Origin of the sequence: Bacteroides sp. AR20, assembly GCF_964250605.1 — a bacterium.
GTDB classification, from domain to species: Bacteria; Bacteroidota; Bacteroidia; order Bacteroidales; family Bacteroidaceae; genus Bacteroides; species Bacteroides uniformis.
Genome location: NZ_CAXUGK010000009.1, coordinates 20,103 through 44,011 on the forward strand (window position 1 = coordinate 20,103; position 23,909 = coordinate 44,011).

The 23,909-nt window shown below is 49.6% G+C and carries 25 protein-coding genes; 16 read left to right on the forward strand and 9 right to left on the reverse strand.

The features are described from left to right. The first annotated feature begins 1 nt into the window (after nucleotide 1). The 9 genes from ACESTD_RS06605 (at nucleotide 2) to ACESTD_RS06645 (ending at nucleotide 9,265) form a co-directional block, all read left to right on the forward strand. Nucleotides 2-736 (forward strand): isoprenyl transferase, encoded by a 735-nt coding sequence (locus ACESTD_RS06605; RefSeq protein WP_005834753.1) that lies wholly within the window; start codon nucleotides 2-4, stop codon nucleotides 734-736. 52 nt (nucleotides 737-788) lie between these two features. Next, nucleotides 789-3,428 (forward strand): outer membrane protein assembly factor BamA, encoded by a 2,640-nt coding sequence (gene bamA / locus ACESTD_RS06610; protein WP_005825149.1) that lies wholly within the window; start codon nucleotides 789-791, stop codon nucleotides 3,426-3,428. Between the two features lie 41 nt (nucleotides 3,429-3,469). Beyond that, the gene (locus tag ACESTD_RS06615) at nucleotides 3,470-3,985 is read left to right on the forward strand and encodes an OmpH family outer membrane protein (protein WP_005834752.1); all 516 of its coding nucleotides are present in this window, start codon (nucleotides 3,470-3,472) and stop codon (nucleotides 3,983-3,985) included. A 128-nt stretch (nucleotides 3,986-4,113) separates the two neighbouring features. Beyond that, nucleotides 4,114-4,620, forward strand: a complete 507-nt coding sequence (locus ACESTD_RS06620) for an OmpH family outer membrane protein (RefSeq protein ID WP_005834750.1) — start codon at nucleotides 4,114-4,116, stop codon at nucleotides 4,618-4,620. 109 nt (nucleotides 4,621-4,729) lie between these two features. Further along, the gene (murI, locus tag ACESTD_RS06625) at nucleotides 4,730-5,569 is read left to right on the forward strand and encodes a glutamate racemase (RefSeq protein WP_005834749.1); all 840 of its coding nucleotides are present in this window, start codon (nucleotides 4,730-4,732) and stop codon (nucleotides 5,567-5,569) included. A 75-nt stretch (nucleotides 5,570-5,644) separates the two neighbouring features. Beyond that, a complete protein-coding gene (locus tag ACESTD_RS06630) occupies nucleotides 5,645-5,884 on the forward strand; it encodes a DUF2007-related protein (RefSeq protein ID WP_005825154.1) in 240 nt (79 codons plus the stop codon). Then, the gene (gene proB, locus ACESTD_RS06635) at nucleotides 5,874-6,953 is read left to right on the forward strand and encodes a glutamate 5-kinase (protein WP_008662866.1); all 1,080 of its coding nucleotides are present in this window, start codon (nucleotides 5,874-5,876) and stop codon (nucleotides 6,951-6,953) included. Before ACESTD_RS06630 ends, proB begins: the two co-directional genes overlap by 11 nt. Nucleotides 6,954-7,019: 66 nt before the next feature. Then, the gene (locus ACESTD_RS06640; RefSeq protein WP_151852298.1) at nucleotides 7,020-8,267 is read left to right on the forward strand and encodes a glutamate-5-semialdehyde dehydrogenase; all 1,248 of its coding nucleotides are present in this window, start codon (nucleotides 7,020-7,022) and stop codon (nucleotides 8,265-8,267) included. A 44-nt stretch (nucleotides 8,268-8,311) separates the two neighbouring features. Then, complete coding sequence (locus ACESTD_RS06645) at nucleotides 8,312-9,265, forward strand: acetylornithine carbamoyltransferase (RefSeq protein ID WP_005825157.1); 954 nt, start codon at nucleotides 8,312-8,314, stop codon at nucleotides 9,263-9,265. A gap of 140 nt (nucleotides 9,266-9,405) precedes the next feature. Here ACESTD_RS06645 and ACESTD_RS06650 read toward each other — a convergent pair whose 3' ends face one another. The 7 genes from ACESTD_RS06650 to rpmH all read right to left on the reverse strand — a co-directional run bounded on the left by ACESTD_RS06650 (nucleotide 9,406) and on the right by rpmH (nucleotide 14,728). Next, nucleotides 9,406-9,792 carry a rhodanese-like domain-containing protein gene (locus ACESTD_RS06650; protein WP_008662859.1) on the reverse strand — a complete coding sequence of 129 codons (387 nt, stop codon included), beginning with the start codon at nucleotides 9,790-9,792 and terminating at the stop codon, nucleotides 9,406-9,408. Nucleotides 9,793-9,805: 13 nt separating this feature from the next. Then, entirely contained in the window at nucleotides 9,806-10,474 is a 669-nt protein-coding gene (locus tag ACESTD_RS06655; protein WP_098031848.1) for a NigD-like C-terminal domain-containing protein, read from the reverse strand. Nucleotides 10,475-10,478: 4 nt separating this feature from the next. After that, complete coding sequence (locus ACESTD_RS06660; RefSeq protein WP_005834743.1) at nucleotides 10,479-11,636, reverse strand: hypothetical protein; 1,158 nt, start codon at nucleotides 11,634-11,636, stop codon at nucleotides 10,479-10,481. 12 nt (nucleotides 11,637-11,648) lie between these two features. Then, nucleotides 11,649-12,629 carry a D-alanine--D-alanine ligase gene (locus ACESTD_RS06665; protein WP_195288366.1) on the reverse strand — a complete coding sequence of 327 codons (981 nt, stop codon included), beginning with the start codon at nucleotides 12,627-12,629 and terminating at the stop codon, nucleotides 11,649-11,651. Beyond that, entirely contained in the window at nucleotides 12,626-13,696 is a 1,071-nt protein-coding gene (locus ACESTD_RS06670; protein ID WP_117990757.1) for an RluA family pseudouridine synthase, read from the reverse strand. Before ACESTD_RS06670 ends, ACESTD_RS06665 begins: the two co-directional genes overlap by 4 nt. A 53-nt stretch (nucleotides 13,697-13,749) precedes the next feature. After that, the gene (locus ACESTD_RS06675; protein ID WP_005834739.1) at nucleotides 13,750-14,397 is read right to left on the reverse strand and encodes a PASTA domain-containing protein; all 648 of its coding nucleotides are present in this window, start codon (nucleotides 14,395-14,397) and stop codon (nucleotides 13,750-13,752) included. 169 nt (nucleotides 14,398-14,566) lie between these two features. Next, nucleotides 14,567-14,728 carry a 50S ribosomal protein L34 gene (gene rpmH, locus ACESTD_RS06680; RefSeq protein ID WP_004292199.1) on the reverse strand — a complete coding sequence of 54 codons (162 nt, stop codon included), beginning with the start codon at nucleotides 14,726-14,728 and terminating at the stop codon, nucleotides 14,567-14,569. Nucleotides 14,729-14,922: 194 nt separating this feature from the next. On the opposite strand from rpmH, the gene efp reads away from it, so the two are divergent. The 7 genes from efp to ACESTD_RS06715 all read left to right on the forward strand — a co-directional run bounded on the left by efp (nucleotide 14,923) and on the right by ACESTD_RS06715 (nucleotide 21,017). Further along, complete coding sequence (efp, locus tag ACESTD_RS06685; protein ID WP_005825176.1) at nucleotides 14,923-15,489, forward strand: elongation factor P; 567 nt, start codon at nucleotides 14,923-14,925, stop codon at nucleotides 15,487-15,489. A gap of 145 nt (nucleotides 15,490-15,634) precedes the next feature. Beyond that, the gene (locus ACESTD_RS06690) at nucleotides 15,635-16,624 is read left to right on the forward strand and encodes a glycosyltransferase family 2 protein (RefSeq protein WP_005834737.1); all 990 of its coding nucleotides are present in this window, start codon (nucleotides 15,635-15,637) and stop codon (nucleotides 16,622-16,624) included. A gap of 31 nt (nucleotides 16,625-16,655) precedes the next feature. Further along, the gene (gene radC / locus ACESTD_RS06695) at nucleotides 16,656-17,342 is read left to right on the forward strand and encodes a DNA repair protein RadC (protein WP_005825180.1); all 687 of its coding nucleotides are present in this window, start codon (nucleotides 16,656-16,658) and stop codon (nucleotides 17,340-17,342) included. A gap of 349 nt (nucleotides 17,343-17,691) precedes the next feature. Beyond that, nucleotides 17,692-18,003 carry a metal-sulfur cluster assembly factor gene (locus ACESTD_RS06700; RefSeq protein WP_005824875.1) on the forward strand — a complete coding sequence of 104 codons (312 nt, stop codon included), beginning with the start codon at nucleotides 17,692-17,694 and terminating at the stop codon, nucleotides 18,001-18,003. A gap of 39 nt (nucleotides 18,004-18,042) precedes the next feature. After that, nucleotides 18,043-18,807, forward strand: coding sequence for a UDP-2,3-diacylglucosamine diphosphatase (locus ACESTD_RS06705; RefSeq protein WP_061411792.1), 765 nt, complete (start codon nucleotides 18,043-18,045; stop codon nucleotides 18,805-18,807). Between the two features lie 41 nt (nucleotides 18,808-18,848). After that, a complete protein-coding gene (locus ACESTD_RS06710) occupies nucleotides 18,849-20,705 on the forward strand; it encodes a ChbG/HpnK family deacetylase (protein ID WP_373158727.1) in 1,857 nt (618 codons plus the stop codon). Nucleotides 20,706-20,804: 99 nt separating this feature from the next. Next, nucleotides 20,805-21,017 carry a hypothetical protein gene (locus ACESTD_RS06715; protein ID WP_008662841.1) on the forward strand — a complete coding sequence of 71 codons (213 nt, stop codon included), beginning with the start codon at nucleotides 20,805-20,807 and terminating at the stop codon, nucleotides 21,015-21,017. 106 nt (nucleotides 21,018-21,123) lie between these two features. Here the strand turns inward: ACESTD_RS06715 and ACESTD_RS06720 are convergent, their stop codons facing one another. Then, nucleotides 21,124-22,524, reverse strand: a complete 1,401-nt coding sequence (locus ACESTD_RS06720; RefSeq protein WP_373158728.1) for an alkaline phosphatase — start codon at nucleotides 22,522-22,524, stop codon at nucleotides 21,124-21,126. Between the two features lie 180 nt (nucleotides 22,525-22,704). Next, nucleotides 22,705-23,901, reverse strand: a complete 1,197-nt coding sequence (locus tag ACESTD_RS06725; protein WP_005834728.1) for an acetate/propionate family kinase — start codon at nucleotides 23,899-23,901, stop codon at nucleotides 22,705-22,707. Between the last annotated feature and the right edge of the window lie 8 nt (nucleotides 23,902-23,909).

Below are 23,909 nucleotides of genomic sequence, written 5' to 3' on the forward strand. Positions count from 1 at the left end.
GATGTCATATAAGGAAGAAATCGATCTAAACCGGATACCCCAGCACGTGGCGATTATCATGGACGGTAACGGACGGTGGGCCAAGCAGCGTGGACACGAACGCAGCTATGGACATCAGGCCGGCGCAGAGACTGTGCACGTCATTGCAGAGGAAGCCGCTAAATTAGGAGTCAGATACCTTACTTTATATACGTTCTCTACCGAGAACTGGAATCGTCCGTCGGACGAGGTAGCCGCCTTGATGGGATTGCTCTTCGACTCCATAGAGGAAGAGACGTTCATGAAGAACAATATCAGTTTCCGGGTAATAGGAGATATTGAAAAACTGCCTGCCAACGTACAGCAACGGCTCAACACTTGCGTGGCACACACCTCCCACAACACGGGAATGTGCCTGGTACTGGCATTGAGCTACTCTTCCCGCTGGGAAATAACGGAAGCTGCCCGGCAAATAGCCGACCTGGTACAGAAAGGTGAGCTGAAACCCGAACAAATCGACAGTGAGCTCATATCCCGTCATCTGACAACCCACTTCATGCCCGACCCCGACCTGCTGATACGTACCGGAGGAGAGCTCCGCCTTAGTAACTACATGCTCTGGCAATGCGCCTATTCGGAACTTTATTTCTGTGATACCTATTGGCCCGACTTCCGTGAAGAAGAATTACGCAAAGCCATATGTGACTATCAGAAACGCGAACGCAGGTTCGGCAAGACCAGCGAGCAAATCAATTAATCACCGGACACACAAATAGTAAATAGTAAATTGTAAAATAGTAAATAAAAAGATGCACTATCGTATTTTCTCCATACTCGTAACGTTTGTCTGCCTTTTCGGCTGCGCACTGACAACAGCAGCACAGGACGTAAACAACACCGATGAAACCGAAAAGCCGGTTATACTCTATTCGGGAACACCCAAGAAGTATGAAATAGCCGACATTAAGGTCGAAGGAGCCCAGAACTATGAGGATTATGTAATTGTCGGATTGTCCGGACTATCCAAAGGGCAGACTATCACCGTGCCGGGTGACGAGATTACACAAGCTTGTAAGCGCTACTGGCGCCACGGTCTGTTCTCTGACGTGGAAATTACAGCAGACAAGATTGAAGGCGACCAAATTTGGCTGACCATTCATCTGACCATGCGTCCGCGTGTTTCCGACATACGCTACAACGGTGTGAAGAAGTCAGAGCGTGAAGACCTGGAAAGCAGAATCGGCATGATAAAGGGCGGTCAGATTACACCTAATCTGGTGGACCGCGCCAAGACCTTGATAAAGCGCTATTTTGACGACAAGGGCTTCAAGAATGCAGATGTAATCATCACCCAACGTGATGATCCGGAAAAGAAGAATGAAGTGATTGTCAACATCGACATCGACAAGAAGGAGAAAGTGAAAGTACATCAAATCACCATTGTAGGCAACGAGGCCCTCACGACCAAGAAGCTGAAGCGTGTGATGAAGAAAACAAACGAAAAGGGCAAGCTGCTCAATCTGTTCCGCACCAAGAAATTCATTGAGGACAACTACGAAGCGGACAAACAGCTGATTATCGACAAATACAACGAACTGGGTTATCGTGACGCCATCATCGTGACAGACAGTATCAAGCCCTACGATGACCGCACGGTAGACATCTTCATGCAGATTGAGGAAGGACAGAAATACTATCTCCGCAATGTAACCTGGGTAGGTAACACACTGTATCCTTCCGAACAACTGAACTTCCTCCTCCAGATGAAGAAGGGTGATGTCTACAACCAAAAGTTACTTGAAGAGCGTACAATGACCGATGACGATGCCATCGGTAACCTTTACTACAACAACGGTTATCTGTTCTACAGCCTCGAACCGGTGGAAGTAAACATCGTGGGCGACTCCATCGACCTGGAAATGCGTATCTACGAAGGTCGCCAGGCTACCATCAATAAAGTCAGCATCAACGGTAACGACCGTTTGTATGAAAACGTAGTACGCCGTGAACTCCGTACCCGTCCGGGCGAACTCTTCAGCCGTGAAGACCTGATGCGTTCCATGCGTGAAATCCAGCAGATGGGACACTTCGACCCCGAACAAATCCAGCCCGACATCCAGCCGAGACCGGAAGACGGCACGGTAGACATCGGTTATGACCTTGTATCCAAAGCCAACGACCAGGTAGAGTTCTCCGCCGGTTGGGGACAAACGGGTATTATCGGTAAGTTAAGTCTGAAGTTCACCAACTTCTCTCTGTCCAACCTGCTGCATCCGGGTGAGAACTACCGCGGTATCCTCCCGCAAGGCGATGGTCAGACATTGACCATCAGCGGCCAGACCAATGCCAAATACTATCAGTCATACAGCGTTTCATTCTACGACCCGTGGTTTGGCGGTAAACGCCCGAATGCATTCTCCGTATCGGCTTTCTATTCCCGCCAGACCGACATCAGTAGCCGTTATTACAATTCAGCCTACATGAACAGCTATTACAACAGCTATTATAGCGGTATGTATGGCTACGGTATGTACAACTACGGCAATTACAACAACTACGAGAATTATTACGACCCGGACAAATCTATCCAGATGTATGGTCTTGCAGTGATGTTCGGTAAGCGTTTGAAGTGGCCGGATGACTACTTCCAGTTCACAGCCGAGTTGTCTTACCAACGCTATGTTCTGAGTGACTGGCAGTACTTCCCGGTTACCAACGGTAAGTGTAATAACCTCAGCCTCAACCTGACCTTGTCCCGTAGCTCTATCGACAACCCGATTTATCCGCGCCAAGGTTCCGAGTTCTCGTTGTCTGCACAAATCACACCGCCTTTCTCTCTGTTCGACGGTACCGATTACAGCAAGTACAGCACCAGCAGCCAGGAAGACATGAACAAGATGCACAAGTGGATTGAATACCACAAGTGGAAATTCAAATCCAAAGTCTACATCCCGTTGATGGACCCGATTACCGTCAAACGTACTCCGGTGCTGATGGGACGTGTAGAATTCGGTTTGCTGGGACACTACAACAAATACAAAAAGTCTCCGTTCGAAACGTTTGACGTGGGTGGTGACGGTATGACCGGCTACTCCAGCTATGCTACAGAAAGTATCGCCCTCCGTGGTTATGAGAACAGCTCATTGACTCCATACGGTTCTGAAGGTTATGCCTATACACGTCTCGGACTGGAATTAAGATATCCTTTGATGCTCGAAACAAGTACCAGTATTTATGCGTTAACGTTTGTGGAAGCCGGTAATGCATGGCATGATGTCAATAAGTTCAACCCGTTCGAATTGAAACGTTCAGCCGGTGTCGGTGTCCGCATCTTCCTCCCGATGATTGGTATGATGGGTATCGACTGGGCTTACGGTTTCGACAAAATAATGGGTTCCTCGCAATATGGCGGCAGCCAGTTCCACTTCATCCTGGGACAGGAATTCTAAGCAATGGACAATTGATAATTGACAATTAATGCAGTATCGTTATGAAGAAGAGTTTATTGATCCTTTTTACGCTGTTTGCAGTAAGTATAACAGCCGGTGCACAGAAGTTCGCCTTGATTGACATGGAATATATCCTGAAAAATATTCCTGCTTACGAACGTGCCAATGAACAACTGGAACAAGCCTCCAGACAATGGCAGAGTGAAGTCGAAAAGATTTCCGAAGAAGCCAAGACTCTGTACAAGAACTATCAGTCTCAGATTGCTTCCCTTTCTGAAACACAGAGAGGCAAAAAGGAAGAAGAGATTGTCGCTAAAGAGAAATCGGCAGCCGAGCTGCGCCGCAAATACTTCGGTCCGGAAGGCGAACTGTATAAAAAACGTGAAAGTCTGATGCAACCCATTCAAGATGAAATATACAATGCTGTAAAGGAAATTGCTACACAGAACGGATATGCGGTAGTTGTAGACCGTGCTTCCGCATCAAGTATCATTTTTGCCTCGCCAAGTATTGACGTCAGCAATGAAGTACTTGCAAAACTGGGATATTCAAATTAATTTCATACATTTGTTTCAGAATATAGACTGCATTCAAGATTAAAAATAAGCTTGCTTATTTTGTATTGCGTTCAGTTTGCGCTATATTTGCCCCCAACGAATAATCATTCAAATAAATAATAAACATTATGCTTAAAAAAATCGCACTACTCGTAGTTATGTTCGCCCTCCCGCTGGGAGCTATGGCGCAAGCTAAATTCGCTCACATGAATTCTCAAGATGTAATCGCTGTTATGCCTGAATTTACCAAAGCCCAAGCTGACTTGGACGCCATGTCTAAAAAATACCAGGATGAAATGCAGCGTACCAACGAAGAATTCCAAAAGAAGTACCAAGAATTCCTGGCACAAGCCGACTCTCTGCCGAAAAACATTGCAGAAAGACGTCAGAAAGAGCTGCAGGATATGGCTCAACGTCAGGAACAGTTCCAACAAGAAGCTTATCAAAGTATGCAGAAAGCACAGCAAGATGCTATGGCTCCCATCTATAAGAAACTGGACGAAGCCATCCAAGCTGTCGGCAAAACTGAAGGTGTTGTCTACATTTTCGACTTAGCCCGTACCCCGATACCATTCGTAGGAGCACAGAGCGTTGATGTAACTGCCAAAGTCAAAACGCAATTGGGCATTAAATAATAGAATTATTTATGATAAAGCAAGCGCGGATAGTTTTATCCGCGCTTATTTTTTATACATTACTGAGAAATTTGAATTATCTTTGCATGGTACATAGCCTTTAGAACGCATGAAACAGACATTACCTTCTGCAGCCGGTCCCATCGGAATATTCGATTCCGGATATGGCGGACTGACCATCCTAAGCAAGATACGGGAAGTCCTTCCCCAATATGACTACATTTACCTGGGCGACAACGCACGTGCGCCTTACGGGACCCGCTCATTCGAGATTGTCTATGAGTTCACCTTGCAGGCAGTCACCAAACTGTTCGAGATGGGATGCCATCTCGTCATCCTGGCATGCAATACAGCTTCGGCAAAAGCCCTGCGCAACATACAAATGAATGATTTGCCCCGCCTCGACCCAATGCGTCGTGTGTTGGGAGTAATCCGCCCAACCGTAGAATGCATAGGGAACATAACCCAAAGCCGCCATGTGGGAGTGCTTGCCACAGCAGGAACCATCAAGTCTGAATCCTATCCGCTGGAAGTGCATAAACTCTTCCCCGACATCAAAGTGAGCGGTGAAGCCTGCCCTCTATGGGTATCCCTCGTAGAAAACAACGAGGCACAAGGTGAGGGTACCGACTACTTCATACGCAAGAACATCGGCAACCTGCTGGCCAAAGACACACAGATAGATACCGTCATTCTAGGCTGCACGCACTTCCCGCTGCTGCTGCCCAAGATACAGCAATACATGCCCGACGGCATCACGACCGTCACCCAAGGGGAACTGGTGGCAGACAGTCTGAAAGACTATCTTCACCGTCATCCGGAAATGGACAAAAAATGTACCAAAGGTGGAAGATGCGTCTACCGCACCACGGAATCGGAGGAGAAATTCACAGAATCGGCTTCTACTTTCCTGAATGAATCGATAAGAGTTGAGAGGATTGAACTATAAATTCGTCAGCATTAAACATTAAAACAAAAACATTTGTTATATTTGTAAGACAGAAACCTCTAAATTCATACCATCATGAAAGAAGAAGACAAAAGCAAACTCGTTGAGGTGTTCACCGGTTCACCGTGGGAAGCAGAACTTGTAAAGAGCCTGCTGGGAAATAGTGATATTGAAGCTGTAACAAAAGACGGAATGGTAGTAAACGTTGTACTGCCTGCCACTGCGGTAGATGTTTCCGTCCTCGTCAATGAAAAGGACTACGAAGCCGCTATGGAAGTAGTCCGCGAATACGAAAAGAGAGAAAATGGAGATTGATTTCAATAGAATTGCTGTCAAGATAGGCAGCAATGTTTTGACACGTCGTGACGGCACTCTCGACGTCACCCGCATGTCCGCTTTGGTGGACCAGATAGCCGAGCTGCACAAGGCCGGCATAGAAATAATACTTGTTTCTTCCGGAGCCGTTGCTTCGGGACGTAGTGAAGTGCACCCCACCAAGAAGTTGGACAGCGTAGACCAGCGCCAGCTCTTTTCCGCTGTAGGGCAGGCCAAACTCATCAACCGCTACTACGAGCTGTTCCGGGAGCATGGCATCCCCGTGGGACAAGTGCTCACAATGAAAGAGAACTTTTCCACCCGCCGCCATTACCTCAACCAGAAAAACTGTATGACCGTAATGCTGGAGAACGGCGTCATTCCCATTGTCAATGAGAACGACACCATCTCCGTGAGTGAACTGATGTTCACCGACAACGATGAGCTGTCCGGCCTGATAGCCTCCATGATGGATGCCCAGGCACTAATCATTCTCAGCAATATAGACGGCATCTACAACGGTTCACCCGCCGACCCGAATTCTCAGGTCATCCGTGAAATAGAACAAGGCAAAGACCTCTCCTCCTACATACAAACTTCCAAGTCCAGTTTCGGACGCGGCGGCATGCTGACAAAAACCAACATTGCCCGCAAAGTGGCGGATGAGGGCATCACAGTAATCATAGCCAACGGGAAGCGGGACAACATCCTCGTGAAAATAATGAATAATGAAGAATTAAACTATACCCGTTTCATTCCGTCTCCGGAACCGGTATCGAGCATCAAGAAATGGATTGCGCACAGCGAAGGGTTTGCCAAAGGCGAACTGCACATCAATCATTGTGCCACCGAACTGCTCTTCTCGGACAAAGCAGTAAGCATCCTACCGGTAGGCATCACTGACGTTATAGGCGAGTTCGAGAAGGACGACATCGTACGGATTATCGACTTCGGCGGTAAACCCATCGGTGTGGGAAAAGCCAACTGTGACTCCAGCCAGGCACGGGAAACAATGGGAAAACATGGAAAGAAACCCGTAGTGCACTACGACTACCTATATATAGAATAGGCCACAGACGGATACTATCCACGATATTCATACTTGCATATTTATCACTCTATACTCAGTAAGAAAATGAACTTAAACAAAACTTTTGTCGCCGTACAAGATGCCAGCCGTAACATGCTAGCGTTGAGCGACAAAGAAATCAACCAAATATTACTGGCTGTTGCAGACGCTGCCATAAACAAAACAGACTTCATTCTGAGTGAAAACCAGAAGGATTTGGAGCGTATGCCTTCTACCGACCCTAAATACGACCGCCTAAAACTGACAAAAAGCCGTTTGCAGGACATCGCTGCGGACATCCGCAACGTAGCCGCCCTCCCTTCTCCTTTGGGAAAAGTCCTTAAAGAGAACGTATTACCCAACGGATTGAAGATAAAAAGGGTCAGTGTACCTTTCGGTGTCATAGGCATTATCTACGAAGCCCGTCCCAACGTCAGTTTCGATGTATTCTCACTCTGCCTTAAAAGCGGCAATGCCTGTATTCTGAAAGGCGGAAGCGATGCAGACTATTCCAACCGTGCCATAATCAGCGTGATACACGAGGTACTGGAGCATTTCAACGTAGATACACATATCGTGGAACTGCTTCCTGCCGACAGAGAGGCGACTGCCGAACTACTGCATGCCAACGATTATGTAGATTTGATAATTCCGCGCGGCAGCAGCAGCCTGATAAACTTCGTACGCCAGAATGCCACAGTACCGGTTATAGAGACAGGTGCCGGCGTATGCCATACGTTCTTCGACCGCTATGGCAATATAAGCATAGGTCCATCTATCATTGCCAATGCAAAGACACGCCGGGTCAGTGTATGCAACGCTTTGGATTGCCTGATTATCGAAGCCGACAGCCTGGCTAATTTGCCCGACCTATGCCTGCCGCTGCAATCAAGCAATGTAGAGATATTTGCCGATGAACCCGCCTACCACAGTCTGCGTGACAAATATCCCGTCGAGCTGTTGAGACTTGCCACTGAAGACTGCTACGGCAGAGAGTTCCTGGACTACAAGATGGCCATTAAAACCGTGAATTCTTTCCAGGAAGCATTGGCACATATCCGGAAGTACGGTTCCAAACATAGCGAATGCATCATTACGGACGACAAGACACGTGCCGAATGGTTCTGCCGGGAAGTGGACGCCGCTTGCGTATACGTCAATGCACCGACCTCTTTCACCGACGGCGCACAATTCGGACTCGGTGCCGAGATTGGCATCAGCACCCAGAAGCTACACGCCCGCGGTCCGATGGCTCTGGAAGAAATCACCACATACAAATGGATTGTCGAAGGTTCCGGACAGACCAGACCTTGACAGCCGAATAACAAAGATATAGATACACTAAAAAGACTGTAAATATGAAGAACTTTACTTGCGTGCAGGACATCGGTAACCTGAAGTCTGCACTGGACGAAGCATTCGAGATTAAAAAAGACCGTTTCAAATATGTGGAACTGGGACGTAACAAAACGCTGATGATGATTTTCTTCAACTCCAGCCTGCGTACCCGCCTCAGTACACAGAAAGCTGCATTGAATCTGGGCATGAACGTAATTGTACTGGACATCAACCAGGGAGCCTGGAAACTGGAGACAGAGCGTGGTGTCATCATGGACGGTGACAAACCGGAACACTTACTGGAAGCCATTCCCGTGATGGGCTGCTATTGCGACGTCATCGGCGTACGTTCTTTTGCACGCTTCGAAAATAAGGAAGACGATTACAACGAAGTGATACTGGAGCAGTTCATCAAGCATTCCGGCCGGCCGGTATTCTCCATGGAGGCTGCCACACGCCATCCGCTGCAGAGTTTTGCCGACTTGATAACCATTGAGGAATATAAGAAGACGGCACGCCCCAAAGTAGTGATGACATGGGCTCCACATCCGCGTCCATTGCCCCAGGCTGTCCCCAACTCCTTTGCCGAATGGATGAATGCAACTGATTATGACTTTGTGATTACACATCCCGAAGGTTATGAACTCGACCCCAAGTTCGTAGGAAATGCCCGCGTAGAATATGACCAGATGAAAGCTTTTGAAGGAGCCGATTTTGTCTATGCCAAGAACTGGGCGGCCTATACAGGCGACAACTACGGACAAATATTGAGCAAAGACCGCACCTGGACAGTAGGCGAGCGCCAGATGGCCGTTACCAACAATGCCTACTTCATGCACTGCCTGCCGGTTCGACGCAACATGATTGTGACGGATGATGTGATAGAAAGCCCGCAGTCCATCGTAATCCCCGAAGCGGCCAACCGGGAGATTTCAGCAACAGTGGTGCTGAAGAGACTGCTTGAAAGCCTCTAACCAGAGGACAAGACTACTTTATTCTTTTTAGGCGCGGATTACGCGGAAAACGCGGATTCTTTTCTTAAATTTTTCCGTGAAATCCGCGTAATCCTCGCCTAAAAAGAAATTATAGCAAATGCATTTCAGCTACACCGCTATTACTTTTCCACTTCTTTGCCCGCTTCTTCCCAACCGATGAAACCTTTGTCAAGGTCATAGATTATATATCCTTTTTTGCTCAGTATGGCAGCGGCCTTTTTACTACGCTTACCACTACGACAATATACTGCAACCGGTTTGTCCTTCTGCAGAGTGGAGTCGGCCATCGTTTCAAACGACTCATCCAATACATTAATATTGATACTGTGGGGCACGTGTCCTTCCGAGTATTCGGCAACAGTACGCACATCCAGAAGCTGCACCTCCGGATTGGCTATCAATGTGGAAAAGTCATCTACCGAAACAGACTTGAACTGTCCCTCCTTCTGCTGGCAGGAAAAGAGGGTGGTAAAAACGAGGCAAAGGCCCGCGAACAATGTCTTCATCGAATATTTCATTTTAGTCAGGGTTATAAACAAAATCGTAAGTCTTGATGTCACCGGAATAAGTGTGCACACTGAAATGAACCATAACCTTCTGTATATCCTCTGCCGCATACTGCCGCAAAGGTACGGAAGCGTAGGCACGCCTGGTATAAGACACCACCTCCTCCTTTGCGTCATGATACAGCGTCAGATATACTTCACTACACCCGGTAGCAGTATCCACAATCACTTCATCCTCAATAAAATGGAACTTATGTTCACCATTCTCCTTGACTATCAGTGTCATATTGAGATAGTCGAGTCCCATCCAGATACCCAGCACATCAGTAGGGTCTGTCTTGACGCCCTCCTCGAACTTGTCGGCCGTTTTGGGAGCGACAGAAAGAACACCGCTCAAGGCATACAGCACCGCACCGGCAGTTCCATCGGCAGTTACCTCCGAAGCATAATTACTGATGACACGTACCGAAGCGTTTGCCTCTATGTTCGTCTTTGTCTTGTCCTCCACTACCGGCAAGGTTTCCCCTTCATCCGTCACAACAGACCGCAGATAGCCGTCAGCCCCCGAAAAGGCAGTCAAGAATTCCAGCTTCACGGAAGGATAATGATAATCATCATCGCCACAACCAGCCAACAGACAGGCCAATAAAGGCAAAAGCCACCAATCACAGTACTTCTTCATGTATTCATTCTTTTATAGCCGCCAGATAATTCTTCAACGGGTTGGCATACATCAGCAGCATTTTTCCGCGCAGAAAGTCCACGTCCTTATTAGGAATGGAGATACGCTCCAACTGTTGTTCTATATAGGCCGTGAAGCGCTGCTTATCCTCGGCAGTGTAATGGTCGGAAAAATCCTCCTTCCCCTCGAGAAGGTCGTGTGCCACATAATTATTGGGATACATCCGGTAGCTGGCATGAATGCGTTTGTCTATCAGTGCAGACATGCGTGCAAAGAGTTCGGGCTTCGGAAGTGAACGGTCCATCTTCGCCAATTCATCATTCATGCAGGCACCCGTCTGGAAATGTACCCGCCCTTTATAGCCGAACAGTCCGGTCTGCATATTCAGCAAGTCGTCAGCCGTCGTTTTCTTATAGCCTTCAATGTCCCGTTTCAGTTGGAACTCCTGCGCTTTCAGGAAGTCGCAAGGGTCGTATTCATAGGAAATGGCAAGCGGAGCTATATTCATTTCCATTAAGCGGTCAATGACGTCGCCTTCACCGCCTATTGCCAGCATCTTCAGCACACTGTCCTGCGTGCGGTCGTTGGAATCCTTGGCACGCCCTTCACGTTGTGCAATCCAGATAGACTGTTTCTTCTCACTGATGGTATAATGCATATAGCGGGACATGCGTGCGGAAGCCTCCAGCATCTGGCGCATGGTCAACGCACGCAGCACGATGAAGGACTTGTTGACACGCACGAATTTCTTAATCCACGGATAGACAAGCAGGTTGTCGCCAATGGCTATCTCTACCGTATCCATACCCTGGTCTACCAAAAGAATGGACAAGAAACCGGAATCGAGAATAATGTCGCGATGATTGGAGATATAGGTATACGCCGCCGACTTGTCTGCCGGCAACGCGGTATGGTCCAAAGTCAATCCATCCGTAACCTCCTTCGCCAATTTCCACAGAAGCCCATAGCAGAAGGTCTTCTGAAATTCCAGCTTGGTTTTACACGCGCGCATTTTCTGCGACCAGACTTCAAAAGGTACACCAGGCATCACAGTATCCACTGCCTGCCGGAACGCCGCATCGGCAATCAGTTCCTCATAGACTTGAGGAAGTTCCTCATCATGATAAGGACGGATTTCATCAAATTCCACGTTCGCATTCATAATGAATAATGATTAATCCTTAAACTTGTTTTCTATAATATCTGTCATTACATCCTTCATCTCCATTCCGGCAGCACGAACCTGCTGGGGAATAAAGCTGGTGGCAGTCATTCCGGGGGTGGTATTCACCTCCAGCAGATTGATTTTTTCCCCTTCGGTAATGATATAGTCCACACGGATAATGCCGTAGGCCCCGAGTATATCATAAATGGCAGAAGTCAGCGTCTGCACCCGGCGGGTCAAATCGTCCGAGATGCGGGCGGGAGTAATCTCGTCAGACGCACCATTATACTTAGCTTCATAATCGAAGTACTCGTTGTGGCTCACCACCTCCGTAATGGGGAACACTACGGACTTGTCTTTTGTTTTGTAACAGCCGCAGGTAATCTCGGTCCCGTCCATAAAGGCCTCCACCACTACTTCCTGCGCTTCCGCAAATGCCTTGGTTATGGCAGGCTGTATCTGCTCTTTCGCCGTCACCTTGGTCACGCCGAAGCTGGAACCTCCCAAGCTGGGCTTAATGAAGCAAGGCAGACCGATTTTCTCCATCACATCTTCATCCGTTACCGACTGTCCGCCGCGCAGCAACAACGATTCGGCAATGCGCACACCGAAACCTTTCAGATACTGGTTGCAGGCAAACTTATCGTACGTGAGCGACGCTGCCAGTACTCCGCAACACGAATAAGGGATGTGGAGCATATCAAAATAGCCCTGCAGACGGCCGTCCTCACCCGGAGTTCCGTGGATGGTGATATAGGCAAAGTCGAATGTCACTTTCTCGCCATCCAGCACGAAGCTGAAGTCATTGCGGTCTACCGGAGTCTTAGCGCCGTCGGGCAGCTGTACATGCCAGTCCAGTCCGTGCATTTCTACAATATATAAGGTATACTTCTCCTTGTCGATGAAGGAGTAAATCCCCTGTGCACTACGCAGGGAGACGTGGAATTCGGAGGTATCTCCTCCGGCTACAATAGCAATCGTGCGTTTCATTCTAATTCTCTGTTACTGATATAGCCTCTCCATTTGTCTATCAGCCGGGTCATGTCATCGGGCAATTCCGAAGTGAAGTACATTTCTTCTCCGGTGACGGGATGCACAAACCCCAGCGTCATGGCATGCAATGCCTGCCGCGGACAAGTGTCGAAGCAGTTGTTTACAAATTGTTTGTATTTAGCGAAGTGGGTTCCTTTCAGGATTTCGTGTCCACCGTAACGTTCGTCGTTGAAAAGTATGTGTCCGATGTGCTTCATGTGCACACGGATTTGATGGGTGCGTCCCGTTTCAAGGATACATTCCACCAGTGTGACGTATCCCAAACGTTCGAGCACCCGGTAATGGGTGACGGCATGCTTTCCCTGGTCGTCGGGGAGGACGGTCATCTGCATGCGGTCTCTGGGATTACGACCGATATTGCCGACAACGGTCCCTTCATCCTGCTCTACATTTCCCCAGACCAGCGCCCAGTAACGGCGTTTTGTCGTCTTGTTGAAGAACTGGTTGCCGAGATTCGTCTTGGCATCCGGAGTCTTGGCTATCACCAGCAGGCCGGAGGTGTCCTTGTCGATGCGGTGCACCAGTCCCACATGCGGGTCATTGGCATCATAATCGGGATTATCCTTCATATGCCAGGCTATGGCGTTGACAAGCGTACCGTGATAGTTGCCATGACCGGGGTGCACCACCAGACCGGCAGGTTTGTTCACTACCATCAGATACTTGTCCTCATATACTATATCAAGGGGGATGTCTTCGGGGATGACTTCATTCTCATAGCGTGGACGGTCCATCATCACAGTGATTACATCCATCGGCTTCACCTTATAGCTGCTTTTCACAGCCTTGCCGTTCGCCATCACGAAGCCTGCATCGGCAGCCTTCTGGATGCGATTGCGCGAGGAGTTCGTCAAGCGGTCGAACAGATACTTGTCCACCCGCATCATCTCCTGCCCCTTGTCCACCACCACACGGAAGTGTTCATAGAGTTGCGCCTCGTCACCCACCGGCTCTACGTCGTCCAGCTCATCATTATCTATATCATCCGGCAATTCTTCTATCATCACGGCATTTACAATTTGACTATTTACAATTTACGATTGGAGTCAGATGTTTATCAGAACCAGGACTCATCTGCCGCGGAGTCTTCGGACAACATGGGTTCAACGGTACCTCCCACAGAATCCACTCCCAGGGAGTCTGCCTGCAAGGCGCCTCCATCTCCCACCATCAGCGTCAGCACTGCACCGGCGGGCACTTTCTCGCCGATGGAAAGCTGACGGCCCTTATACTTCACGCCATACACCCAGTCCTTCTCTCCCGGAATATACTGTATCTCGGCCAGCTTGAAGCCCGAAGCCAGAATACGCGCTTCCGCCTGCCGCAGCGAACTGTTGTCCGCCACATCGGGTACTATGTGCAGAGGGACTTCAATCGTATTGATTGTAAGATAGATGGTACGTCCTTCCTTTACCTTTTGTCCGGCTGCCGGATTATATTCGAGGATGCAGCCGGCAGGAAGAGTCTTGACATAACTGGAATCCGAAACGATGCAGACCAAGCCGCGGTTACGGAACATTTTCTCGGCTTCCTCCACTCCCATGCCCTTCACATCGGGCACTATCACAGCCTCGCCGTGGCGGGTATATATATCCAGTCCTTTCAGCACTCCGAACAGCAATCCCACTACCACAACGGCCATCGCAAGTATGTTCGCCCAGAAGAACCGGTTCTGCCGGAAAGAGAAAAAATCTTTTATTGTCATAATCGATAATGCATTATTTGGGACAAAGATACAATTTTCACCACATAGTACACGGAGTTGGCAATAGTTTTTTCCGGAGAAGCGGGCACAATACATAAGAAAAGCTGCAAAAGACCAGAATCAGTCTTTTGCAGCTCCCTTATTTCTTTAATACGAACGAGAACGACTATTATGCCTTTACTCCGTTGTATTCGTCAGAAACAGTCAGTTTCTTTCTGCCTTTAGCACGACGTGCTGCCAATACTCTGCGGCCGTTTGCTGTAGCCATTCTCTCACGGAAACCGTGTTTGTTCTTTCTCTTTCTGTTCGAGGGTTGAAATGTTCTTTTCATTACTGTATCTTGTTTTATGTTATTATTCTCACGAATTCGGGCTGCAAAAATAGATACTTTTTTCAAATAAACCAAGAGATAACTCATTTTCTCTCAAAAGTTTTTGTGTTTTTTACCGATTTCCATTACTTTTGCACTCGCAAACCAGCACTAACGAAGTAAATACCAATATAATAATATTAAAGACTATAAGTATGATTAATGCCCAAGACATTAAAATCGGAACTTGCATCCGTATGGACGGCAAGCTGTATTTCTGTATCGACTTCCTGCATGTAAAGCCGGGAAAAGGTAATACTTTCATGCGCACTAAGCTGAAAGACGTGGTGAACGGTTACGTTCTGGAACGCCGTTTCAACATCGGTGAGAAACTGGAAGACGTACGTGTAGAACGTCGTCCCCACCAATACCTCTATCATGACGGTGACAACTACCAATTCATGAACCAGGAGACTTTTGACCAAATTCCCATCGCCCACGACCTCATCAACGGTGTTGACTTCCTGCTCGAAGGAATGATAGTAGACGTGGTATCAGACGCTTCTACAGAAACCGTACTCTATGCTGATGTGCCCATCAAGGTTCAGCAGAAGATTACCTATACGGAGCCGGGACTGAAAGGCGACACAGCCACCAACACGCTGAAGCCCGCTACGGTAGAATCAGGTGCAACGGTCCGCGTTCCTTTGTTCATCAACGAAGGCGAGACTATCGAAATCGATACGCGCGACGGTTCTTACGTAAGCCGCGTAAAAGCATAAGCCCTTTTGGAAATCAGGCAAATGCCCTTTTCATATCATCCCCGGTGCTCCACTTGGCATCCGGGGATTTTTCTTTCCATTTATTCATCTGCAAAGCTTAAATGATATATCTTTGCGGAGACAACCAAAACATAAAGCCATACCCATGAGATACTCCGTCATCATCCCCGTATACAACCGCCCCGATGAGGTGGATGAACTGCTGCAAAGCCTGACGCAGCAAAGTTTCAAGGATTTTGAAGTGATTGTGGTGGAGGACGGCTCCTCCATCCCCTGCAAGCCGGTCACAGAGAAGTATCAGGAACTATTGGACGTACATTACTATGACAAGCCCAACTCCGGCCCCGGGCAGACCCGTAACTACGGGGTGGAACGAAGCAAGGGCGAATACCTGATAATACTGGATTCGGACTGCATCCTGCCCGAAGGTTATTTCCTTGCTGTGGAAGAAGAGCTGCAGCACGAAGCCGCCGATGCCTTCGGAGGCCCCGACCGCGCGCACGAATCATTCACAAACATACAGAAAGCCATCAACTACTCCATGACCTCCTTCTTCACCACCGGCGGTATCCGTGGGGGGAAGAAGAAGATGGACAAGTTCTATCCGCGCAGCTTCAACATGGGTGTGCGGCAGGAAGTGTACCAAGCCCTGGGCGGATTCTCGCGGATGCGCTTCGGGGAGGACATCGACTTCAGCATCCGAATCTTCAAGGGAGGATATACATGCCGGCTGTTCCCCGGTGCCTGGGTATACCACAAGCGACGGACAGACTTCCGAAAATTCTTCAAGCAGGTACACAATTCCGGGATTGCCCGCATCAATCTGTACAAGAAGTATCCGGAATCGCTGAAGCTCGTCCACCTGCTGCCGGCTGCATTTACCCTGGGAGTGGCCATATTCCTGCTGGGAACGCCCTTCTGCCCGTACAGCCTGCTGCCCATCGCTCTTTATGCGCTTCTGGTATGCATGGACTCCACTATCCGGAACCGTAGCCTCAGCATCGGGCTCTACTCCGTCGCCGCCTCCTTCATCCAGCTCATCGGATACGGGACGGGGTTCCTGCGCGCCTGGTGGAACCGCTGCATACTTGGCAAGGACGAGTTCGAGGCATTCAAAAAGAATTTTTACAAATAAGGAGGATTAGGGGTTAAGGATTAGGGATGATATGGAGAAACTGAATATCAACCAGTGGGCTGCAGAGGACCGCCCGCGGGAAAAGATGATGCAGAAAGGGGCGGAAGCCTTGAGCGATGCCGAACTGCTAGCCATCCTCATCGGCTCCGGCAATACGGAAGAAACCGCCGTGACACTGATGCAGCGCATACTCGCCGCCTGCGGCAACGACCTCAACCGCCTGGGCAAATGGGAGGTGCGGGACTTCTCCCGATTCAAAGGCATGGGCCCCGCCAAAAGCATCACCGTCATGGCATCCCTGGAACTGGGCAAACGCCGCAAGCTGCAGGAACGCTCCGGACGTACCGCCATCCGCTCTTCCGCCGACATCTACGAGCTGTTCCATCCCCTGCTCTGCGACCTTGCCACAGAAGAATTCTGGGTACTGCTTATGAACCACGCCGCCAAAGTGATAGACAAGGTACGCATCAGCCGCGGCGGCATCGACCAGACTACCGCCGACGTGCGCAGCATCCTGCGCGAAGCCCTGCTGCAACGCGCCACACAGATAGCCCTTATCCACAACCATCCCTCCGGCAACCCGCACCCCAGTAACGACGACCAGCGGCTGACGGAACTCGTGAGGAAAGCCGCCCAAACCATGAACATACACCTGACCGACCACGTCATCGTCACGGACGGAAGCCATTACAGCTTCAACGACGAAGGATTGCTATAAATAATCCAAGTTACGGACATACTATACGAAAGACAAAAGCGGTCATAACACTAACTATCAGCACATTGTATTTACCTGCTATTTACCAGCTAATGTAAAAGCCGTTACCGCGATATGTAAAAGCCGTTACCCTATATTGTAACGCCCTTTACCCCATATTGTAAAGACCTTTACCGCCTATTGTAAAAGGAGTTTCCCCAGGGGTAAAGGGAGTTCCCCCAGCGGGTGAAGCGTGTTTCCCCACCGTCAAACCCTTTCTGAAGTAATGAAAAGGAGGGCGTTCCTTTGCATTTTCAATTAAATTCCATAGCTTTGTTCTTTGAAAACCTATATATAAAACCCTACGAATATGACCAAATTTGAAATAGAAGAGAAAATAGTCTCCATGCTCAAGACCGTATTCGACCCGGAAATACCGGTAAATGTATACGACCTGGGACTGATTTACAAAATAGACGTCTCCGACCAGGGAGAAGCCTCCATCGACATGACGCTGACTGCCCCCAACTGTCCGGCAGCCGACTTCATCATGGAAGATGTGCGCCAGAAGGTGGAATCCATCGACGGCGTAACCTCCGCCACCATCAATCTCGTCTTCGAACCCGAGTGGGACAAGGACATGATGAGCGAAGAAGCGAAACTGGAACTGGGATTCCTTTAAATCAGTTGAAAGTTCAAAGTTGAAAATGGAAAGTTGAAAATGAAGAATGTATATTTCCTCTCGGATGCTCACCTGGGCTCACGAGCCATCGAACACGGACGAACCCAAGAACGGAGGCTGGTCAACTTCTTGGACAGCATCAAGCACAAGGCATCGGCCGTATACCTGCTGGGAGACATGTTCGACTTCTGGTACGAATTCCGTACCGTAGTGCCCAAAGGATACACCCGCTTTCTGGGCAAGCTGTCCGAACTGACCGACCTGGGAGTGGAAGTCCACTTTTTCACGGGAAACCATGACCTTTGGTGCGGCGACTATCTGACCAAGGAGTGCGGCGTCATGATACACCGCGAATCGCTGACCACCGAAATCTTCGGAAAAGAGTTCTACCTTGCCCACGGTGACGGGCTAGGCGACCCAGACAAGAAGTTCAAGATGCTGCGCGCCATGTTCCGCAGCCGTACCCTACAGACGCTGTTCTCTGCCCTGCACCCCCGCTGGAGCATGGAGCTGGGACTGAACTGGGCCAAGCACAGCCGCTTGAAACGCATAGACGGGAAAGAACCCGCATACATGGGAGAAAACAACGAATACCTGGTGCTCTACACCAAGGAATACCTGAAAAGCCATCCCAACATCAACTACTTCATCTACGGTCACCGCCACATCGAACTCGACCTGATGCTGAGCAGTACCGCCCGCATCCTCATCCTCGGCGACTGGATAAACTACTTCTCGTACGCCGTCTTTGACGGCGAGAACCTCTTCCTTGAGAATTTTGTGGAGGGAGAGACGAAGCTATAACCCGCATTTCCAAACTGTTAACCATCATACCATTACCACCCATGAAACCTTTAAGACTGAAAAACATGATTGCCGGATGCCTGCTCGCAGCAGGAGCATTGCCGGTATGGGGACAATCCGGCGCCCCGACACTTGTCATCCGCATTGACGATCTCGGTGCCCTGCATTCCGTCAACGAAGCCTGCATCCAGACCTACCGTTCGGGTATTGCCCGCAGCGTGGAAGTGATGCCCGTAGCAGCCTGGTATCCAGAAGCCATCAAGATGCTGAAAGAAAATCCGGGACTGGACGTCGGCCTGCACCTCGTCATCACCAGCGAGTGGGAGAACGTGAAGTGGCGTCCGCTGACCCACTGCCCCAGCCTGACGGACGAGAACGGCTATTTCTACCCGATGATGTTCCCTAACCCCGCCTATCCGGGACAGTCCATCATGGAGCAGAAATGGGACATCAAGGAGATAGAGCAGGAGTTCCGCGCGCAGATAGAGACGACGCTGAAAAGCATTCCGCAACTCAGCCATCTGTCCGGACACATGCTCTCCACCGGTTTCAGCAAGGAAGTGAACGAGCTGGTGCAACGGCTCGCCAAAGAATACAACCTGCCGTCCATCGACCGCATGGACTCCTCCAAGGACTACCGGTTTACCTACATCGGGTACGACGGCCCCAAAAGAACCGCCGAAGAAAAGGAGGCCAGCTTCATCAAAGCATTGGAGAAGTTGCAACCGGGCCAGCGCTACCTTTTCTTAGACCACCCGGCACTGGACAACGATGAAATGAAAACCGTCTTCCACATCGGATATGAGGACGTGGCGCTGGACCGCCAGGGAGTGACCGACCTGCTGACAAGCCCCCGCGTCCGGAAAGCCATTGAAGACAAAGGCATAAAGCTGATTTCCATCAACCAACTGACCAAGGGCCTGCCCCGCGCCGCCGCTACTCCGAAGCTGGACAAGGCCATGAACAGATATCTGGATGCCGTAAAGAAAGCCGGACAAGACCTGCACAGTATCATGATTGTGCAACACGGCAATGTCATTGCCGAAGAATGGATGGGCGAAGGGAAAGAGGATGAGCCTCACATCCTGAACTCCGTCAGCAAGACATTCACCGCCACCGCCGTGGGACTTGCCGCCTCCGAAGGCAGGCTGAAGCTGACGGACAAGGTCATCTCCTTCTTCCCCGACAAGCTTCCGGCAACCGTCAGCGAAAATCTGGCAGCCATGACCGTACGCGACCTGCTGACCATGAACTGCGGGCACGACACCGACCCCACCGGAACGGTACGCAAAAAGGCGGACGCCGATTGGGTGCAGGAGTTCCTTGCCTTCCCCGTGGAGCACAAGCCCGGTACCTTCTACACCTACAACAGCTTGGGAACCTACATGCTCTCAGCCATCGTACAGAAAGTGACGGGCGAGAAAGTGGCGGATTATCTCTATCCCCGTCTGTTCCGCCCGCTTGGCATCGTCAACGCCCGGTGGCAGGAAAGCCCGCAAGGCATCAATACCGGAGGCTGGGGGTTGTACCTCAAAACGGAAGACCTTGCCAAGATGGGACAACTGTTCCTGCAGAAAGGCAACTGGAACGGACAGCAGATTCTGCCCGAAGAATGGGTAAAGGAGGCATCTGCCTGCCAAGTGCCCTCACTGCCCGCCGGCATGAAACCGGAGATGCTGAAGAAAGCGAAGATGAGCGCCAAGACAAGCGACTGGCTGCAGGGCTACGGCTACCAGATGTGGCGCTGCCGCCACAACGCCTACCGTGCCGATGGTGCCAACGGACAATACATACTGGTGTTGCCGGACAAGGATGCCGTCATTGCCGTCACCGCCAACATCCCCGACATGCAGGCAGAGCTGAATCTAATATGGAAGTACCTGCTGCCCGCGCTATAAAACGTTTATTCTTATAAATGATTACAAAAAAGTGAAGGTTACCGGAACTTTTTCCCGGCATGGTTGTAATAACATCATAACATTAAAAACATTAGCGTCATGGATGATATGATTTACAGAAACGACCCGATTGCCGAAGAGAACATAGACCCGCACGGACGTCCGGCAACGGATGAATTCGAGGAATGGAGCGAAGAGGTCTCCGAACGGACAGATACCGGATACAAGGACCAGAAAATAAAATCCGCCAAGGAACGGGAGAAACGTATCCGGGAGATGGATGAAATTATAAAGAAGGACCTTAAGGAATAAATTGACAGCCACCACAGATAGCACAGATTCTCACAGATTAGTCTCTTATACTTGATATCAGAGCTTCCAATCTGTGAGAATCCGTGTAATCTGTAGTGACTTTCTATTATTTGTATCCGCCAGCCTTGGCTATGCGTTTCGGGATTTCCGTGTTGTCCATCTTACCCACAAACAGCTTGGAACCTGCACCTACTGCGAATACCGGCACATATCCGGCTGTATGGCCACCGCTGGTCCAGCCTACCATGGCAATCTTGCTCATCACCTTCTTGGCGGCAACGGCCAGGGGCTCAGTCTTGGCATAAAGACTTTCCTCAAACACTACATGCTTGTTCACAAATGATTCTTCGTAAGCATCACGCAGCATCTTCTCCTGCTCCCAGCTCACCGGCAGCTCTTTCCAGAAACCCATCTTTTCTGCCAGGAATTCCTTCATTTCCGGCCAGTTGATAACCTTGCGCATCTTGCGTAAGTCCGTGATGGAACGTGAAAGGATATCCTGAGACTGCTTCTGCTTGGCAAGGGCTTTCAGTTGAAGCTCGTACTTACCGGTACCCAGCCCCAGACCACCGGTTTCATGGTCGGCTGTTACCACAATCAGCGTTTCTTTGGGATGCTTCTTATAGAACTCGTAAGCCACCTTGATGGCGTTATCCATATCCACCACTTCCTCAAAAGCTGTGGCAGGGTCGTTTCCGTGGCAGGCCCAGTCAATCTTTCCACCTTCAACCATCAGGAAGAAACCCTTGTTACTACCTTTGGTCAGGAAAGAGATGGCGCTCTCGGTAATTTCGGCCAGCGTCAAGTCGCCTTCTTGGCGGTCGATGGCATAGGGCAGGCAAGAAGGCTCTGCACCTTCTTTCTGGATAAGAATCATCTTGTCTGCCTGGACAGACTTCGACTTATATTCGTCAAGGCCTCTTGCAACGGTATAACCGGCTTCTTCAAAGATAGGGAAGATGCTCGGAGCCTCTTTCTTGTCGGCAGTGGTAGTCGGTTTCAAGAAACCACCGCCTGCATAGAAGTCGAAACCGGCTTTCGGCAGGTCGAGGGCTATCTCGTAATACATGCCACGGTCCGGCTGATGGGCATAGAATGCGGCGGGAGTAGCATGGTCTACACTGACGCTGGTAGTTACCCCAACTTTCTTACCGGACTTTTTGGCTCTCTCGGCCACACTCTGAAGCACACTCTTGTTATCGTCCATACCAATGGCGCCGTTATAGGTCTTTGCACCGGTAGCCAGGGCTGTTCCGGCAGCAGAAGAGTCAGTCACCGAGTTGGTGGCAGAAAAGGTAGTTGCCATGCTGGCAACCGGGAAAGAAGTGAACAGCAAAGACTTTACACCGATGCGCCCTTCTTGTTCGGCCAGATACATCTCCGTACCGTTCACCTGGTTCACACCCATTCCATCACCGATGAAATAAAACACGTACTTCGCCTGCTGGGCATAGGCCATGCCGCTGGTCAGCAGTACAAAGAACAACACATACATTAATCGTTTCATAAGCAGTTCTTATTTAAAGTTATTCGGAAAATTGCCTTTATTGTTTTTAACCGAGTAACAAAGATAAGGATTTTAAAGGATTCGGAAAACATTTCGCCCCTACAAATACATTACATATTTGCAGGGGCGAAACCACATCCGGACTCCGGGAAGCCGGAACCGGGAAATATTACAGCGATATTACTTCTTCAGAATATCCATCGTGTCCGAAGCAATCATCAGTTCCTCGTCAGTGGGGATTACCACCACCTTCACCTGAGAATCTTCGGTAGAGATAACCATTTCTTCACCGCGTACTTTGTTCTTCTCGGCATCCAGCTTTATGCCCATGAATTCCAGGCCTTCACATGCACCCCAGCGGGCACTTGCCTGATTCTCGCCGACACCACCGGTAAATACCACGATATCCACACCACCCAAAGCAGCGGCATAGGCACCGATATATTTCTTGATGCGGTAGAAGTACATTTCTTCAGCCAGAACAGCCTTCGGATTGCCGGCAGCTACGGCATTTTCCAGGTCGCGCATGTCACTGGATTCACCGAAGATACCCAGCACACCGCTCTTCTTGTTCAGCAGGTTGGAGATGCCGTTGGCATCCAGACCCTCTTTCTCCATGATGAAGGAAACGGCACCGGCATCAATATCACCACTGCGGGTACCCATCATCAGACCTTCCAACGGGGTCAAGCCCATGCTGGTGTCTACGCACTTACCGTCCTTGATAGCAGTAATGGAACCACCATTGCCAATGTGGCAAGTGATGATTTTCTTTCCTTCCGGCTCTACACCTAGGAACTCGCAGACGCGCTGCGATACGTAGCGGTGTGAGGTTCCGTGGAAACCATAACGGCGTACGCCGTACTTTTCATAAAGTTCGTAAGGCACGGCATACAGATAGGCATGCTTCGGCATGGTCTGGTGGAAAGCCGTATCGAACACACCAATCTGCGGAACATTAGGCAGAATGGCAGATATTGCATTTACACCCTTCAGGTTAGCAGGATTGTGGAGCGGAGCCAGGTCGTTGCAGGCAGTGAAGGCGGCAAGCACTTCCGGCGTCAGCCGTACAGACTCGCTGAACTTTTCGCCTCCATGCACCATACGGTGACCTACGGCATTGATTTCGTCCAAAGACTTGATGGCTCCATATTCAGGGCTTGTCAAAGTGTTCAGGATAAATTCCACACCTACGGTATGCTCTGGAATGTCCTTCTCAAGAACTTTCTTCTCGCCACTGGGCAAGGTGAACTTCAGGAAAGAGTCCTTCAAACCAATTTTTTCGATACCACCCTGGGCGATAACTTCTTTCCGGTCCATATCAAACAATTTGTATTTGATGGACGAGCTACCGCAGTTCAATACTAAGATTTTCATACTATATA